Annotated in this window: 12 protein-coding genes; 9 read left to right on the forward strand and 3 right to left on the reverse strand. The window is 45.3% G+C overall.

Annotated features, from left to right (window positions below; genetic code table 11):
* Positions 1–38 precede the first annotated feature (38 nt).
* From malT to sstT, 7 genes are all read left to right on the forward strand, one after another.
* The gene (gene malT / locus AB6D06_RS10125; RefSeq protein ID WP_017067440.1) at positions 39–2,747 is read left to right on the forward strand and encodes an HTH-type transcriptional regulator MalT; all 2,709 of its coding nucleotides are present in this window, start codon (positions 39–41) and stop codon (positions 2,745–2,747) included.
* Between the two features lie 573 nt (positions 2,748–3,320).
* The gene (locus tag AB6D06_RS10130) at positions 3,321–4,241 is read left to right on the forward strand and encodes a DUF368 domain-containing protein (protein ID WP_017064236.1); all 921 of its coding nucleotides are present in this window, start codon (positions 3,321–3,323) and stop codon (positions 4,239–4,241) included.
* A gap of 203 nt (positions 4,242–4,444) precedes the next feature.
* On the forward strand, positions 4,445–4,885 hold the full coding sequence (locus AB6D06_RS10135; RefSeq protein WP_102448285.1) for a hypothetical protein: 441 nt from the start codon (positions 4,445–4,447) through the stop codon (positions 4,883–4,885).
* Positions 4,882–5,478, forward strand: coding sequence for an SCO family protein (locus AB6D06_RS10140; protein WP_004732104.1), 597 nt, complete (start codon positions 4,882–4,884; stop codon positions 5,476–5,478). Before AB6D06_RS10135 ends, AB6D06_RS10140 begins: the two co-directional genes overlap by 4 nt.
* A gap of 83 nt (positions 5,479–5,561) precedes the next feature.
* Positions 5,562–6,020 carry a copper chaperone PCu(A)C gene (locus AB6D06_RS10145; protein WP_372110167.1) on the forward strand — a complete coding sequence of 153 codons (459 nt, stop codon included), beginning with the start codon at positions 5,562–5,564 and terminating at the stop codon, positions 6,018–6,020.
* Between the two features lie 507 nt (positions 6,021–6,527).
* Positions 6,528–7,592, forward strand: a complete 1,065-nt coding sequence (gene rsgA, locus AB6D06_RS10150; protein ID WP_372110168.1) for a ribosome small subunit-dependent GTPase A — start codon at positions 6,528–6,530, stop codon at positions 7,590–7,592.
* A gap of 391 nt (positions 7,593–7,983) precedes the next feature.
* Positions 7,984–9,198, forward strand: a complete 1,215-nt coding sequence (sstT, locus tag AB6D06_RS10155; protein WP_017068938.1) for a serine/threonine transporter SstT — start codon at positions 7,984–7,986, stop codon at positions 9,196–9,198.
* Positions 9,199–9,390: 192 nt separating this feature from the next.
* Here sstT and AB6D06_RS10160 read toward each other — a convergent pair whose 3' ends face one another.
* From AB6D06_RS10160 to AB6D06_RS10170, 3 genes are all read right to left on the reverse strand, one after another.
* Entirely contained in the window at positions 9,391–10,635 is a 1,245-nt protein-coding gene (locus tag AB6D06_RS10160) for a tetratricopeptide repeat protein (protein WP_372110195.1), read from the reverse strand.
* A 321-nt stretch (positions 10,636–10,956) separates the two neighbouring features.
* Positions 10,957–11,559: a response regulator transcription factor gene (locus AB6D06_RS10165; protein ID WP_372110169.1), complete on the reverse strand. Its 603-nt coding sequence runs from the start codon at positions 11,557–11,559 to the stop codon at positions 10,957–10,959.
* Between the two features lie 11 nt (positions 11,560–11,570).
* On the reverse strand, positions 11,571–13,433 hold the full coding sequence (locus AB6D06_RS10170) for a PhnD/SsuA/transferrin family substrate-binding protein (RefSeq protein WP_372110170.1): 1,863 nt from the start codon (positions 13,431–13,433) through the stop codon (positions 11,571–11,573).
* A 221-nt stretch (positions 13,434–13,654) separates the two neighbouring features.
* On the opposite strand from AB6D06_RS10170, the gene dsrO reads away from it, so the two are divergent.
* Positions 13,655–14,491, forward strand: a complete 837-nt coding sequence (dsrO, locus tag AB6D06_RS10175) for a sulfate reduction electron transfer complex DsrMKJOP subunit DsrO (protein WP_229648270.1) — start codon at positions 13,655–13,657, stop codon at positions 14,489–14,491.
* On the forward strand, positions 14,488–15,636 hold the full coding sequence (gene nrfD / locus AB6D06_RS10180; protein WP_372057825.1) for an NrfD/PsrC family molybdoenzyme membrane anchor subunit: 1,149 nt from the start codon (positions 14,488–14,490) through the stop codon (positions 15,634–15,636). The genes dsrO and nrfD overlap by 4 nt, the downstream gene beginning before the upstream one ends.
* The last annotated feature ends 4 nt before the right edge of the window (positions 15,637–15,640 follow it).

A 15,640-nucleotide genomic window follows, 5' to 3' on the forward strand; every position in this document is an offset into this window, starting at 1 on the left:
TCCAGAACATAGCCACGGAATAGGTGTAAAACTTCGATATGTGGATCCCTTCGAAACTGACTCGTCCCGGCCGCTTACATAATGCAATCCTACGACCTAGGGTTCTCGATCTGCTTCACAATGCAGATTGCTATAAGCTTGTGTTGTTCCGCTCTCCAGCGGGCTACGGCAAAACCACCATGGCTGCACAATGGTTGGTAGATAAACCCAATGTGGGTTGGTACAGCATTGATGATAGCGACAACGATGCCTTCCGCTTTATCAACTACCTACTTCAATCACTTAATAAAGCGACTCAAAATGCCTGTCCGAATGCCCAAAAGCTGGCAGAAAAACGACAGTTTTCATCGCTGCATTCTTTATTAAGTGAAGTATTTGCCGAGATGTCGGAATTCCATCACGAGTGTTTTCTGGTGTTGGATGACTATCACTTGGTCAACAATGACGACATCCACGAAGCCATGCGCTTCTTCCTCAAACACATGCCCGATAACCTAACGTTGGTTGTCACCAGTCGTGGTACGCCACCACTTGGTACAGCAAACCTGCGCGTTCGTGACTTAATGATCGAATTAGGTAATGACTCGTTGGCGTTTGATACCGAAGAAACCACACGCTTTTTCAACCAACGCGTAGCCGACGGCATTGATGACACGACGGCAGATAGCATTTGTAGTTATGTAGAAGGTTGGCCTTCTGCACTGCAACTTATCGCGCTACAAGCACAACACCAAAAACGCACTCTTGCACAGTCCGCAGAGTCGTTCTCTCACTTTAATCACGCCCATCTTTGGGACTACTTGGTTGAAGAAGTATTCGACCTGCTAGACAAAGAAACCCGACAGTTCTTGATGCAATGTTCCGTGCTTGATCACTTCAACGATGAACTTGTGTGTGCACTTACACAGCGTGAAGATGCGTTAGGTATGATCGAATCACTCAACCGTTTTGGTTTGTTCATCTACCCGCTTGAAGGTGAAAAAAACTGGTATCGCTTCCATAACCTGTTTGGTGAATTCCTCGCACATGAGCGCCAAGCTCGAATTCCTCAGCAAGAAGCAGAACTGCATCGAAGTGCTGCAAAAGCGTGGATCAAGCAAAACACACCGCACCAAGCACTACGTCACGCACAGCGCGCTGAAGATCCAGAACTGATCATTCAAATCCTGACTGAACACGGTTGGCCGATGTTCAACCAGGGCGAACTTTCATCTCTAGAGATGGCGATCAAGCAACTGACTACGGATCAACTATACAGTGAGCCGAAGCTATCAATGCTGCGCGCTTGGCTGGCACAAAGTCAGCACCGGTATGATCAAGTGGGGACTTTGTTGGAAGAGGCTGAGACTCAATATCAAGCTCGAAACATTGAACTTGATACTCAGCAGCAAGGCCAATACAACGCCTTGCGCGCCCAAGTTGCCATCAACAGCAATGAGCCTGAGAAAGCATTGGAATTGGCTGAGCTTTCGTTAAGCCAGCTTAACACAACCGTTTATCGTAGCCGCATTGTTGCGACCTCTGTTGTCGGTGAAGTAAACCACGTAATGGGCAACCTGAGCCGTGCTTTGCCTATGATGCAGCAAACTGAAAAGCTTGCACGTCAGTATCAAGTTTACCATCAAGCTCTGTGGGCGATTCTGCAACAGAGCGAAATCCTGATTGCTCAAGGTTATGTTCAAGCTGCGTTTGAGCTACAAGACAGCGCATTCAAATTGATCGAAGAGCATCAGCTTCAATACGTGCCTCTGCATGAATTTTTGCTCCGTGTTAGAGCTCAGATCTTCTGGTGCTGGAACCGACTAGATGAAGCGGAAGAGTGTTGCTACAAGGGCTTAGATATCCTTGGTCACCACTCACCAAGTAAACACCTGCACAGTTACTCAATGCTGGCTCGTATTTCATTGAGCCGTGGTGAGATTGATAAAGCGTCGAAATTTATCGACCAGATTCAGCACCTATTGCGTCAATCGACTTACCACGTAGATTGGACGGCAAATGCTTCTCTTTCTTTGATTCTGTTCTGGCAAGTAAAAGGCGATAAAGAAGCTATCCGTGATTGGCTGAGTGTGGCTGTTCGACCTGAATCGGCAAGTAACCACTTCTGCCAACTTCAGTGGCGAAACATCGTTCGTGCTCACATCATCCTTGAGCAGTATGAAGACGCAGAAGAAGCGCTAACTTTCCTTAAGAGTGAAGCCCAGCGTTCGCACCTGATTACAGACACCAACCGCAACTTGATCGTTGAAGCCGTGTTACGTACACAAATTAACGATGAAGACAGCGCACGAGTACTGCTTGAAGAAGCGCTTCATATGACTAACCAAACCGGTATGGTCGGTAACTTCTTAGTAGACGGTGGGACCATCGGGCATATCCTAGATAAGTTGAGCAACAAGCCAGGCTTAGGTGATTTAGAACGTCACCGCGCACAACAAATCATGAAGGATATCTCAACTACGCAACGCAGTCGTTCGGTGCATTTCGATGAAGACTTTGTTGAGAACTTGGTTAATCACCCGAATATTCCTGAGCTGGTGCGTACTAGCCCACTCACTCAGCGTGAATGGCAAGTGCTTGGTCTGATCTATTCAGGATTCAGTAATGAGCAGATCGCTCAAGAACTCGATGTAGCGGGTACCACAATCAAGACTCACATCCGTAACCTTTACCAAAAGCTCAACATTGCTAACCGTAAAGAAGCAATCAGCACAGCGGAAAACTTGCTGCAGTTGATGGGATACTAAAGCGGATTCGAGATTCGAGATTCGAGATTCGAGATTCGAGATTCGAGATTCGAGAAAAGTTTAAGCTAGTCGCCAATGGTGGCTAGCTTTTTTTTGCTTGGGACATGGGAAAATAGCAACTTACCAAACGACAGGCAAAAAAATAGCCAACCGCAATAATCGCGATTGGCTCTATATATTTGTGAACAAATCATAAGTTCACTAACAACGTCAGTTGGCTAGGTGACCCTCGGCTTAAGAAGGGTCAATGTATATAATGCAGTTAGCGTGCCAACTTTTATTCGACGTTTTATAAGCCCTGCATCGCATAAAAACCATGAATTTGTCATGCGAATTGCAAAGTGCATTTGCATAATGCAACCAAGATGCAATATCGATAAGAGATCTGTTTCATCGCTGCTGTTAATGACAAATCACTAAATGGTTGTTATCTAAATGTTAGGCAAATATTCACTTCAACTTATTGCCTTACAATTAATAGAGTAATAAAAGCCCTTCCCCAAAAGCATATTCATACTTTTTTTACACTAAAGTTTGTATACTGCACAAAATCATCCTCAACTCTATGAAGCAATGAACTACTTAAGTACTTTTTTCAAAGGCATGGCTATGGGCGCAGCAGACGTTGTTCCTGGCGTGTCGGGCGGAACCATCGCATTCATCACTGGTATCTACGATACGCTGCTAGAAAGCATTCGCAGAATTAACCCTAGCGTACTTGGCTTATGGAAACGCGAAGGCTTCAAAGCCGCGTTTAATCACATCAATGGTTTCTTCCTAATTTCACTGTTCGCGGGCGTATTCACGAGCATTGCGACATTCGCAAAATTGATTTCTTGGTTATTAGTCACCCACCCTGTTCCACTGTGGTCTTTCTTCTTCGGCCTGATCTTGGTCTCGGTTTTCCATATTCTTAAGCAAGTAGAGAAACGCGATATGATTCGCTTCGTGTTTTTGCTGCTTGGCGTTGCTTTCGCTTATAGCATTACCGTGCTTAAACCGCTGCAAATGGAACCAACCAGCATCAACGTATTGATTGCGGGTGCGATTGCTATCTGCGCGATGATTTTACCCGGTATTTCAGGCAGCTTTATTCTGCTCCTGATTGGCATGTATGGCCCCGTGCTTGGCGCCGTTAAATCATTTCAAGTCGATGTACTTGCGCTATTCCTTGCGGGCTGTGTGATCGGACTGCTGACTTTCTCACATGTACTGTCTTGGCTATTGCGTTCATTCCGCGACTTCACATTGGTATTCTTAACCGGTTTGATGATCGGTACGCTGCCTAAGATCTGGCCTTGGAAAGAGACCATCAGCTGGCGCACAAACTCAAAAGGTGAACAAGTTCCTCTGATTCAAGAAAACCTATCACCGTTTGATTTTGAAGCGGTAACCTCTCAGCCTTCTCAGTTGGTCATGGCGATTGTGATGATGTTTGCTGCGATTGCATTGGTTTTAGGCCTGGAGAAGTTTGCAGAGCGTAATGCTGACTAATCATTCAGCCAGCTTCTGGAAAGCGTTTAGAACGGATAATGCTTAGAAATACTAAGCTCACTTCTCGATTAAACAGACAAAAGCGAAGCCAATGGCTTCGCTTTTTTAGTTCTACCATACGCACAAAATTGCTTTTTGATACAGGCACGTATTGAGGGGTATGATAACATCGCCGCTCTTATAAAATTAGATGAGAACACGACATGCACCCAGCATTAAAGGTGGTGGCTCTTGGCATTGCTCTCGTGGCAGGTTTTTATGGGCCGCAAGTATTTCAAAAATTTAAGTCGGTCATTGAGCACTCAACTGCCGAAGTCAACTTGGATGACTACTGCATGCTTTCAACCATATCGTGTGAGCAGGAATCCATTTCAATGTCGCTTGATCGCGAAACCGCGCAACCTCTTCTACCCACAAAGATAAAGGTCGTTTGGGAAGGTGCTGCATCTGAGACACTGATGTTATCGCTCACCGGTTTAGAAATGGAAATGGGATCAGCGCGTTTTCAATTAAAGAGCATTGGCAACAATACCTATGAAGGTGATGTGATTTTACCTGTATGTACTTTAGATAAAATGACATGGATCGGTGAACTCACTGATGGTGTCGATACTGTAAACCCTGCAATAAGGATGGCAAGATGAGTAGAAATTGGTCGTTAGCATTGGTTGTCGCTTTTGTACTTGGCTTTGGTGTCAAAAGCTATCTTGATGGGCAAAACGAAGTTCAAGAACAACACGCTGCAAAACAAGAGTTCTCCGCAACGACTCTTTTCGGCAAAGACAACCAACCAACGGAAATCTTTGACCAAACCGATGACAGAATTCGCATCGTTTACTTCGGTTTCACACGTTGCCCAGATGTATGCCCTACTTCTTTGGCTATGTTGGCCGGAGCACTTAACCAAGTTTCTGATGAAGCAAAAGCCAAGATTCGCCCAATGTTTGTATCTCTTGACCCTGAGCGTGATGCAGCAGAAGCCTCGTATGAATACGCGCAATACTTCCACCCGATGATGGAAGGACTAAGTGGTCCATTGGATGTCACCACGACTCTGGCTCATAACTACGGCGTTATTTTCAGAAAGACCAAGCTTGAAGGTTCAGAGTTGGAATACACCCTAGACCACAGCTCATATTTTTATTTTTTAAAGCCCGACGGTACCTTGATTACCAAAGTACCGCACACGTTGACGCCAGCGCCAATTGTTGAGGCTATCAACAAGCTGACGCAGTAAAACGTAAAAACAAAGAACTTACTCAATAAAGTTCAAAAAAAGTCAGGTCCCAGACCAAAAACATAAAAATTAAGGACAACAACATGAAGTTAAAAGCACTTGCTCTAGCCGGCTTATTGCTCACTCCCCTTGCTCACGCCAATAGCGATATTATGGTTCATGACGCGTACGCTCGTGCAACCCCGCCTTCAGCAGTGAACAGCGCGGTATTTACGACTCTGATGAACCACAGCGATAAAGATCGCGCTATTGTTTCTGCAACAACACCTGCAGCAGGTAAAGTAGAACTTCATGATGTAATCATTGATGGCGATGTTATGAAAATGCGCCAAGTTCAAGAAATCACCATCCCTGCAAACGGTGAAGCGGTACTTAAACCTGGCAGCCTACACATCATGTTGTTCGACCTAAAAAGTAGCCTAAAAGAAGGTGAGCAAATCGAGATGATACTGACCTTTGCCAATGGTGAAACACAGACCTTCGACGCACCAGTGAAGAAAGTGATGAGCGGCATGAAAAAGATGAATCACGACCATCATTAATCGTATTCACAATTGATAAAATAATTTAAGCCACGATGACTTCTCGCCATCGTGGCTTTTTGTTAAACTGAGCGCGCTTTTTATTCAAAGCCTGAACACATTAATAAACCAAGGAGAATAGAAGATGATTGTAATGAAAACACTAAAACTGGCAGTAAAAGTAACGCGTTAATTTGTTTGGTTAATCAAACTTTAATCTCGAACTACCAACATTAAGCCATCAGCTGGCTACCGCACACTTTTACCCGGTTTACTGTTGATCGTAAGTGATCAATATCTGCATGCCTGTAAAGCATGACTCAAATCCGGGGTCCTATCGATTTTGAATTCGACCCAAGCTCAAACATTTTTGACGTCTCGACGCTTTTTGAACTGACCAACGCTTTTCGATCTCATCGACAACCTGAGATCTTACAAGACGTTAATGCTCTCATAAGACTTTAATGCACTGATAAGACTTTAATGCTCTCACAAGAAAAGAAAGCTCGCACGTCTGGGTAAATAGACATGAATTCACAAAACGCATTTTCTCATCCAATGTCACTTCAACAACTTGGATGGCAACCTGTATTCCAACAACAACTGACACTCGAAGACTATGATCACTCCGTCATTGCTCGTATCGTCGCACATCACCGCAATGGCTATACATTAGCGTCAGAGCAAGGTGAAATTGTTCTACCCATCCACCAAAACCAACCGGCAATGACCGTTGGCGACTGGGTAATATTGAACTCTGAACTGCAATTCGATCGCTTACTAGAACGCCAATCGCTCTTTAGCCGAAAAGCTGCGGGCAGTCGTGTGGCTGAACAATATATTTCAGCCAATATCGACACAGTGTTTATCGTGGTTTCATTGAACAACGACTTTAATCTGAGTCGCATTGAACGCTACCTGGCACTCGCAAATGAAGCACAAGTTGAAGCGGTTATCGTCCTGACGAAGAAAGACTTGTGTGACGACTACGAAGACAAAGTACAACAGGTACAAAGCTTAGACCCGATGCTGATGATCGAAGCGGTCAACAGCCTAGATCAAGACTCAACCCAAGTACTTTCACCTTGGTGTAAAATCGGCAAGACCGTCGCGCTAATGGGCTCTTCTGGTGTGGGTAAGTCGACTTTGGTTAACTCATTGCTAGGTGAAGCATCGCAGGCAACTGGTGGTATTCGTGAAGACGACAGTAAAGGTCGTCATACAACCACATCACGATCACTCCACTTGCTCGCATCAGGTGGCTTGCTTCTCGACACTCCAGGAATGCGAGAGCTACAACTTGCAGACTGCGCTGAAGGCGTGAGTGAAACTTTTTCAGACGTCGAAGAGTTAGCAATGCACTGCCGCTTCTCTGATTGTCATCATGAATCAGAGCCGGGATGCAAGATAAGGGCTGCCATTGAGAGTGGTGAACTGTCTGAAAGACGATTTACTAACTATCAAAAGCTACTGAGAGAGCAAGCAAGAAACGGCGCTTCTCTTGCAGAGCAACGCGCTAACAATAAGCAGCTTTCGAAGATGTACAAAACCGTTCAATCAGAAAGTCGAAATCTTAAAAAAGCTTCTGACTAAACCTTTAAGTTAACGACTATAAGTTGTATTTGAGACAAGCTTAGCCCCTTAGTGTTAAACACGTGGGGCTTTTTGTTTCAATTTGGTCTTAGTGTGACTATTTATGCACACAATGTTCTTACCAATAGTCGTTTACATTTCCAAATTTACAGTATATTGAGTCTATTAAATGTCATTTTGTAGATTTATAGCTCAATCAAAACACATTTGATTAACATTTAGCTCTAAAAACACCACGTAGCGCAAACAATCACCCTAAAAGTAAACTATTCCTAGACACCCTCTTAGATCCCGCTAATATGACCGCCCATTCCACTAGTGTATAGTTGGATTTGGTACAACTTTATAAAAAAATACATCACTATAATAAATTAACAATTGCAGGTATTTTATGCAAAATCACAACATGCTCGCCCGCATCGCTCGTGGAAATCTCGTTCTACAGATCCTTGCTGGTATTGTTTTCGGTGTCGTTCTCGCCATGGTTTCTCCTTCAGCAGCTCAAGATGCAGGCCTATTAGGTAGTCTGTTTGTTGGTGCTCTGAAAGCTGTTGCCCCAATTTTAGTATTCATTCTTGTTGCAGCTTCTATCGCAAACCAAAAGAAAGGTCAGCATACTCATATGCGTCCAATCATTGTGCTTTACCTGATTGGTACGTTCTCTGCAGCACTGACTGCTGTAGTACTGAGCTTCATGTTCCCAACCACTTTGACACTGGTTGCTGGCGCTGAAGGTGCTAACCCTCCTCAAGGTATTGCAGAAGTTCTTCATACGCTTCTATTCAAGCTTGTAGATAACCCAGTTAGCGCACTAATGAACGCGAACTACATCGGTATTCTTGCTTGGGCAATCGGTCTTGGTCTTGCACTGCACCACGCATCTGCAACAACCAAAGCGGTTTTCGAAGACCTTAGCCACAGTGTTTCACACATTGTTCGCTTCATTATTCGTCTTGCGCCATTCGGTATCTTCGGTCTTGTTTCGGCTACATTCGCAACAACGGGCTTCGATGCACTAGCAAGCTACGGTCAACTGCTAGCGGTTCTACTAAGCTCAATGCTTATCATTGCTCTTGTCGTTAACCCACTGCTTGTCTTTGTAAAGACAAAACAGAACCCATACCCACTTGTACTGCAATGTATTCGTGAGTCTGGTGTAACGGCATTCTTCACTCGTTCAAGCGCTGCAAACATCCCAGTGAACATGAACCTTTGTAAGAAGCTAGAGCTAGATGAAGACACTTACTCTGTATCAATCCCTCTAGGCGCAACCATCAACATGGCAGGTGCTGCAATCACCATTACTGTGTTAACGCTTGCAGCTGTACACACAATGGGTATTGAGATTGATATCTTCACTGCGATTCTACTAAGCCTTGTTGCTGCAATTTCAGCATGTGGCGCATCAGGCGTTGCCGGTGGTTCACTGCTACTGATTCCTCTAGCTTGTGGCCTATTCGGTATCTCAAACGATGTAGCGATGCAGGTTGTAGCGGTTGGTTTCATCATTGGTGTGATTCAAGATTCTGCTGAAACAGCGCTTAACAGCTCAACTGACGTCGTGTTCACTGCGGCTGTATGTAAAGCTGAGCAAAACAAAGCTTAACAGCTCTTGGTATTAGGCTTTAGCTCTAAGCTCTAAAAGCAAATAGCACACAAATAAAAAGGGAAGCATTCGTTTCCCTTTTTTGTTGTCTTGGTTTTCTAGATTACGGTTAGAAGCTATATAGATTTATAGATTTATAGATTTATAGCTTCAGTCATTCTTGTCTAACTCATCAAAGCTAACCAACACGTTTTAGTGGTTGCTTTTCCAGCTTGGATCCACGGCTGCCTGACTGAAATCTAGAGAGTTAGGGCTTGCTTCTTTGTTATGCGTTGCTTGATCGCTGGATGACCCTTGATTCGCAGCACCGCTATCATGGTTTGGCGTCGCCTGCTGGCTGTAATCGACGTTAGAACCTTGCTCACTCGACGCTTTGGTCTCTAAATGACTACCATCGACATTTAACTCCTCACCTTCTTCATCGGACGCTTCTTTAACCTTCTTAGGGACAGGGACATTGCGTTTGTAGAGCTTGTTGAGCGCCTTAATGATTGAGTGCTTAGTGATTGCTTCTTGTGTCAGCTTGGTCATTATCGGTTTAGTCAGAGCTTGTAAGCCCACGACGGCATCCACACCGAGTTCACCGCCTACTTTATCCCTCAAATACTTGGCTTCTGAGTAACCAAAATGAGCCGATAGAAATAGCCAGATATAAGCGATAGCGTTACCGTGTTCACCATGGTCAATCCAAGCTTCACCTGCTCTAAACATGGCTTCTGCACTGTTCTTTTCTGCGGCCGTCTCAAACCAGTAAACAGCCTCACCATGGTTAGGCTCAACACCAACACCGTTCAAATAACTCATACCGAGCTTGATCTTGCCGTCTAAGCTATTCTTTTCCGAGGCCTTTTGGTACCACTCGACAGAGCTTTCGGCAGAGTAGTCTGGGTTTTCTTTATCTAGACACCAGTCACCAATGAACAGCATCGCTTCAGTATTACCACCAGCCGCAGACTCTTCAATATAGGTATAACCCTTAGGGATGTTCTTATCGGTTCCGCGACCAAAGACAAGCGCTTTGCCCATCTCAAATTTCGCAGACACGTCATTGTCCAATGCGGATATCGCAAGCTGCCAAAAGTTGGCTTTTTCTCTTAAAATCAGGTCTTCTTTACGCTTCATGCTTAGGCGCACAATGCCGTACATGCCATTGATATTATCGAGTTGCGCTGCTTTGTCGTACCAATACAGAGCTTCCTTTATATTGTTACGTTCAGCTTCTTTTGCCAAATACAGAATCGACGGTACATGACCGGTTTCGGCTTTGAAGTGACGCTCTTTTTGCTCTTGTATGCGCGCTTTTTCAATCGCTTTTCGGTAAGCGACAGCACGAGCCTTACGTTCTTGTTCCAAGCGCTGCTTTCTTAGCGATAAAGAGATCAGCCACACGGCGACAAGTATTAACGAAAGAGCCGTCGCACCAATTGCGATTCCCATTGTACTCATAAAATATTTAACCTAACTCGGCAGATACAAGACTCGACGTTGAGAGTGTGTTCTACCCATAGTGAATGTTATGTTTCGAATTACAGGGAAAAGTGCAGTTACTGGCACGTTCCGCCTTAAAATGAACTTAGTTCAGTATCTCAGGAATACATAGCGATAAAAAGTCTACTAAGACCTATCCTTATGCACTCCATAAATGGTGTGATCTTGCTTCAATAGAGTTCGATAATGAAGACCACCTTTGAGCAAAATAATCTTAAAAAACGACAACGAAATTGATGAATACCTATCAGCAATTTCATGTCGCTGTAGTTAGTTCAGTTGGCCGTATATGTAAGCCAGTTCAGCAACCGTTCTAGCAGAAAATTTCTTCATTAAACTCGCTCGGTGTACTTCTACCGTTCTCATTGCAATGCACAATTCATCGGCTATTTTCTGGTTACGCTTACCGTCGATAATTTGTTTGAGGATGTCTATCTCACGCTCGGTTAACGACGCGTACGCTTGGCGATACACATTCATGTGTAAGTGCTTTTCTGAAGCGTCCAAACCTTGCTTGATCGCCTCAGCTAACTCATTGCCTTTAACTGGCTTTTGAAAGAAATTCACCGCGCCGGCTTGTAAGGCTTCAACCGCCATAGGTACATCACCATGACCAGTGAGATAGATAACCGAAAGCGGGCTCTGTGCTTTCAACATCAGTTCATGTACTTGCTGCCCTCTCATCTCAGGCATTCTGCTATCGAGCACCACACACCCAGTCGCACTTAAATCAACGGCATCTAGAAAACTCGGGCCATCTTGATAGGCTGACACCTTAAAATCATGCTCTTCCAGTAAGAACACCAATGAATCACGCATTGACTCATCGTCATCAACCACATAGACCGGCAACGTTTGATGAAGTTCAGACATAACAAGATTCCTCATGAATCATTTGAAAGAGAGAAAGGTAACGTCACCGCGACGTGACAGCCATGTGGCGTGAGAGACGTTATGCTCATTTGACCGCTGTGGTCTTCAATTACGTCTTGGCATATCGCAAGCCCCAGCCCCAAGCCGTTTTCTTTGCTGCTCACAAAAGCTTGAGTCACTTGATGCTCGGTAAAATCTAATCCCGTGCCATTATCGATAACCGACATCATCATTTTATCGGGTTGATACTCGGTAATCACTTTAATTGTCGCTGGCTCATGGTTTTTATTATCAATATCAGACATCGCACGCTGCTGTTGGGCGTTACACGCATCGGTCGCATTGTTGATGAGATTAACTATCACTTGTTGCAGGCCCACAGGGTCAATATAGAGCTCAACAGGTTGACCCACGACGTAACGCTCAATGGTAATTTGGTGCTGTTCGAGACGGAATTGCAACAGTTCAATAGTGTCCGTGAGCAACTGCTCTATATCGCCTTTTGACTTCTCTGCTGAGCGTTTCTTTATCATGTTTCTTAGGCGCTGAATGATCGCGTCTGCTCGATCCACTTGCGATTGGATCTTCTCAAACACAGGTTCAATATCGGTGAGTGGTTTGTTTTTAGAAATGCGTAGCAGACCACCTTCACTGTAATTGCGAATCGCTGCCAAAGGTTGATTGATCTCATGCGCTAGGCTGCTCCCCAGTTCGCCCACGACGGCGATGCGTTGAGAATGCTCTAGCTGTTCACTCTTACTCTTTAACTTGTTAAGTGTCGCTTCTAACTGCTTTTTGCTGCGGCTGAACTTGTACTCCAACCAAAAGTGGTAAGCATTCAAGAACACCACTAACAAGAAAAACGCCCAGGCCCATTGCTGATTGTACTTAAGCCAGATTAACGCTTCTTTCCACCAAGGTTGTTGTAGTGGATGCATGTCGAGTTGCTGGTAGAGCTTGTCGATAGGCAGCAAACTGGTTGGTGATGTCCAACCCGAGGCATTCGCCGCAATCGCTGGCACACTGCTTTTTGGCATCGCAAATAGCACCTGACTCATTTGCTTAGCCAGTGCAGAAGAAGCTCGCTCCGTTTTGGCAAATGACCAGTTGGAATACAGAGGTGTAGACACTTGGCATCGGAATCCTTCAGGGGCTTTGTTGCCGATAACACGATATTGATCAGCCACCAACAAACCTTCACTGATCATGTTTTCAACCAAGCAGGCAGGAACCACTGCCGCTTCAATATGGCCTTCTCGCAGTTGATACAGACTCGCATCAATTGGGAAGCCCAAGAAATGAGTATTAGAGAAAAATTGGTTAGGGTTCAGCCCTTCCTGCATCACTTGATAGCGCATGGTGAGGTAACCGCCAAACGCATTTTCAGAGACAGCAGCAATCGGCTTTCCACTAAGTTGCTCAAACGAGATATACGGTGACATTCTTCTGACCACTAATGCAGAACCGATACTGCGCGTGCTGCTCACACCTTGATCGTCGTAATTGTGACTGGTCATGGTTGCCATCCAAGAAAGCGCATACTGGCGTCCTAATCGAACCGCCTGACCGGGGTTGGTGATGACAAAGTCGACCTCAACACCTTTTACCGCATCAGCCATCTCTTCTAAGTTGAAAGGCTTGAGAACAAAGTGTTTGCCGGGAATGCGCTCCGACAACCAATCCATCGTCGGCTGCCAACGCTGCTGCGCGGAAAGCTTGCCTCGAATAGCCAGCACACCGACCTCAATCACCTGTTCCGACTCAACAGTGTTTGATGTTGTAATCTCTTGCTCCGCTTGAGCGGCTAAACAGATTCCTGCAGTTAGACTCAACCAACAAAGGCTAACGATTGATATTAGGTTTCGGACTGTCACTAAAATCTCTTTCTCCACACTGATGGCATGTTCACACTCGAATAACGCATTGACGACACGTTAAATAGAGCCTTTAAACAAAGCATAACAGCTAGATTGGTAAAACCACATTTGTTCTAGATCAACTTTGATCTGGGTATGTGGAAATCCACAATACCCCGCGTACGCCCAAAATCTGACAATGAGCCCAACAGATAGAATACCCATTTATAGGTACCAACATGGACTCATTGAAAAGACGGTTTCTCAGCCAATTCGGCAAGGTTTCCGCTGGTGCTGCGCTCATTCCCATCACCGGAATCAACACCGTAGTCGCAAGCACAGCCATTCGCAATAACAACCAACCTGACCGCAAAGGCGAAGTAGGTAAACGCTACGCCATGGCGGTTGATTTACGTAAGTGCGTTGGCTGTCAGGCGTGCACTGTTGGCTGTAGCGTTGAAAACCAAGCACCAATTGGCCAGTTCAGAACCACCGTAAAACAGTATGAAGTCTCCCTTGATGATGGTTCGACTGCTCAACAAGACGTGAAATCTTTCATGTTACCTCGCCTCTGTAATCACTGTGACAACGCTCCCTGCATCAAGGTTTGTCCAGTTCAAGCGACCTTCCAACGCGAAGACGGCATTGTCATGGTCGACAATGAACGCTGCGTAGCCTGTGCTTACTGTATTCAAGCTTGTCCTTACGATGCTCGTTTCATTAATAACGACACCCTTACCGCAGACAAATGTACCTTCTGTGCACACCGCCTTGAAGACGGCTTACTGCCCGCTTGTGTAGAAACCTGTGTTGGTGGTGCGCGTGTCATTGGTGACCTCAAAGACCCAAACAGCGAAATTAACCGCCTGCTCAATGAAAACCAAGACGACATAAAAGTGCTTAAACCAGAGCAGAATACCAACCCACATGTTTTCTATATCGGCATGAATGAGCGATTCGTTAGCCACATTGAAGGCCAACCTGCGATTTATGATCCAGCCGCCATCGATAACTCATCCTCTAGCAAACAAGAATTGGCAATCGCGACACAAGGCAAACAAGGAGAGACAGCATGAATATCACTGAGGTGTTAGTTCCCGCTCAAGAGATCGCTTGGCTACCGTGGGCGGTTCAATATTTCTTCTACATTGGTTCGGCTTACGCGGCCGCTATTCTGTTTTTGATTGCACTGATATTCAAGAACTCAACCAGCCACCAATTTCGTTCTGCCCTTGTGCTTGTGATGGCCATCGGCGCGATTGTTGGGCCATTAGCACTTACTGGTGACTTGCATCAACCCGGACGTGCGTGGCACTTCTATGCTCACATCACACCTTGGTCATGGATGTCATTGGGCTCTCTGTTTCTACCTTTGTTTTCTGGTCTGGCTGTTGCGACTGCTTGGGTTTACCTGCGTGATGACATCGCACAGCTCAAAGAGAGTGAAAACCCACTTCTAAAACGTTTGTCTTGGCTGACGCTAGGTAAATGGCAAATATCATCAAAGCTGATGATTGCACTCGCTGCTGTGACGGCTATTTCGGGCCTAAGCATCGCGCTTTATACAGGCGCAGAGATTGCGATTTTGGCGAGCCGACCGCTTTGGCATCAACCGGCTTCTCCACTACTTTGGTTCACGACCGCATTCTTTGCTGCTACAGGTTTAACGCTGTTGATTTGGGCTCTGCTGCCTTCAAGCAAACCAAGCTTAAAACCAACAGACCTCGCTCTAGTACAAAGAACCATTACGTTAACAGGTGGCCTTGCCATCATTCTTACGTCGATTTGGGCATCTAACCATGGTCACTTCAATCTGTATGAGAACGACGCTTGGGGCATCAATTTAGGCATCATGACCACCAGCATTTTGCTGTGCATGATCTTGGTTCTACCACTGCAACGCCTATCGCAAAGTAAGCTAGGAATTATCTGTGTTGCGCTTGCGACCATAGTTTCTGCATGGGCGGTACGTTGGGTCACCATGATGGAAGTTCAAACCATTCCACGTTTCGATGTTGGCCCATTCCCTTATGAACTGCCGATGGGTAGCGCAGGATTACTCGGCATTGTTGGTATGTGTGGTCTTTGGTTAGCACTTGCGTTGTTCGCCTCTGAGATCGTGTCTACTGGTTCTACACGAACAACTGGTTCTGCACCAAAGACAACATCGAAGCCAAACCAAAATACACCTTCACCACTTAACCGCTCACATAGCTTGTAGTCTG

The organism is Vibrio sp. 10N.239.311.G01 (assembly GCF_041465805.1).
Taxonomy (GTDB): Bacteria; Pseudomonadota; Gammaproteobacteria; order Enterobacterales; family Vibrionaceae; genus Vibrio; species Vibrio crassostreae_C.

Bases quoted from the DNA above. Each gene is read 5' to 3' on its own strand.
- AB6D06_RS10165 (WP_372110169.1), bottom strand. From the start codon at position 11,559: ATGTCTGAACTTCATCAAACGTTGCCGGTCTATGTGGTTGATGACGAT.
- AB6D06_RS10160 (WP_372110195.1), bottom strand. From the start codon at position 10,635: ATGGGAATCGCAATTGGTGCGACGGCTCTTTCGTTAATACTTGTCGCC.
- AB6D06_RS10145 (WP_372110167.1), top strand. From the start codon at position 5,562: ATGAAGTTAAAAGCACTTGCTCTAGCCGGCTTATTGCTCACTCCCCTT.
- AB6D06_RS10140 (WP_004732104.1), top strand. From the start codon at position 4,882: ATGAGTAGAAATTGGTCGTTAGCATTGGTTGTCGCTTTTGTACTTGGC.
- malT (WP_017067440.1), top strand. From the start codon at position 39: ATGTGGATCCCTTCGAAACTGACTCGTCCCGGCCGCTTACATAATGCA.
- nrfD (WP_372057825.1), top strand. From the start codon at position 14,488: ATGAATATCACTGAGGTGTTAGTTCCCGCTCAAGAGATCGCTTGGCTA.
- rsgA (WP_372110168.1), top strand. From the start codon at position 6,528: ATGAATTCACAAAACGCATTTTCTCATCCAATGTCACTTCAACAACTT.
- sstT (WP_017068938.1), top strand. From the start codon at position 7,984: ATGCAAAATCACAACATGCTCGCCCGCATCGCTCGTGGAAATCTCGTT.
- AB6D06_RS10135 (WP_102448285.1), top strand. From the start codon at position 4,445: ATGCACCCAGCATTAAAGGTGGTGGCTCTTGGCATTGCTCTCGTGGCA.
- AB6D06_RS10130 (WP_017064236.1), top strand. From the start codon at position 3,321: ATGAACTACTTAAGTACTTTTTTCAAAGGCATGGCTATGGGCGCAGCA.
- dsrO (WP_229648270.1), top strand. From the start codon at position 13,655: ATGGACTCATTGAAAAGACGGTTTCTCAGCCAATTCGGCAAGGTTTCC.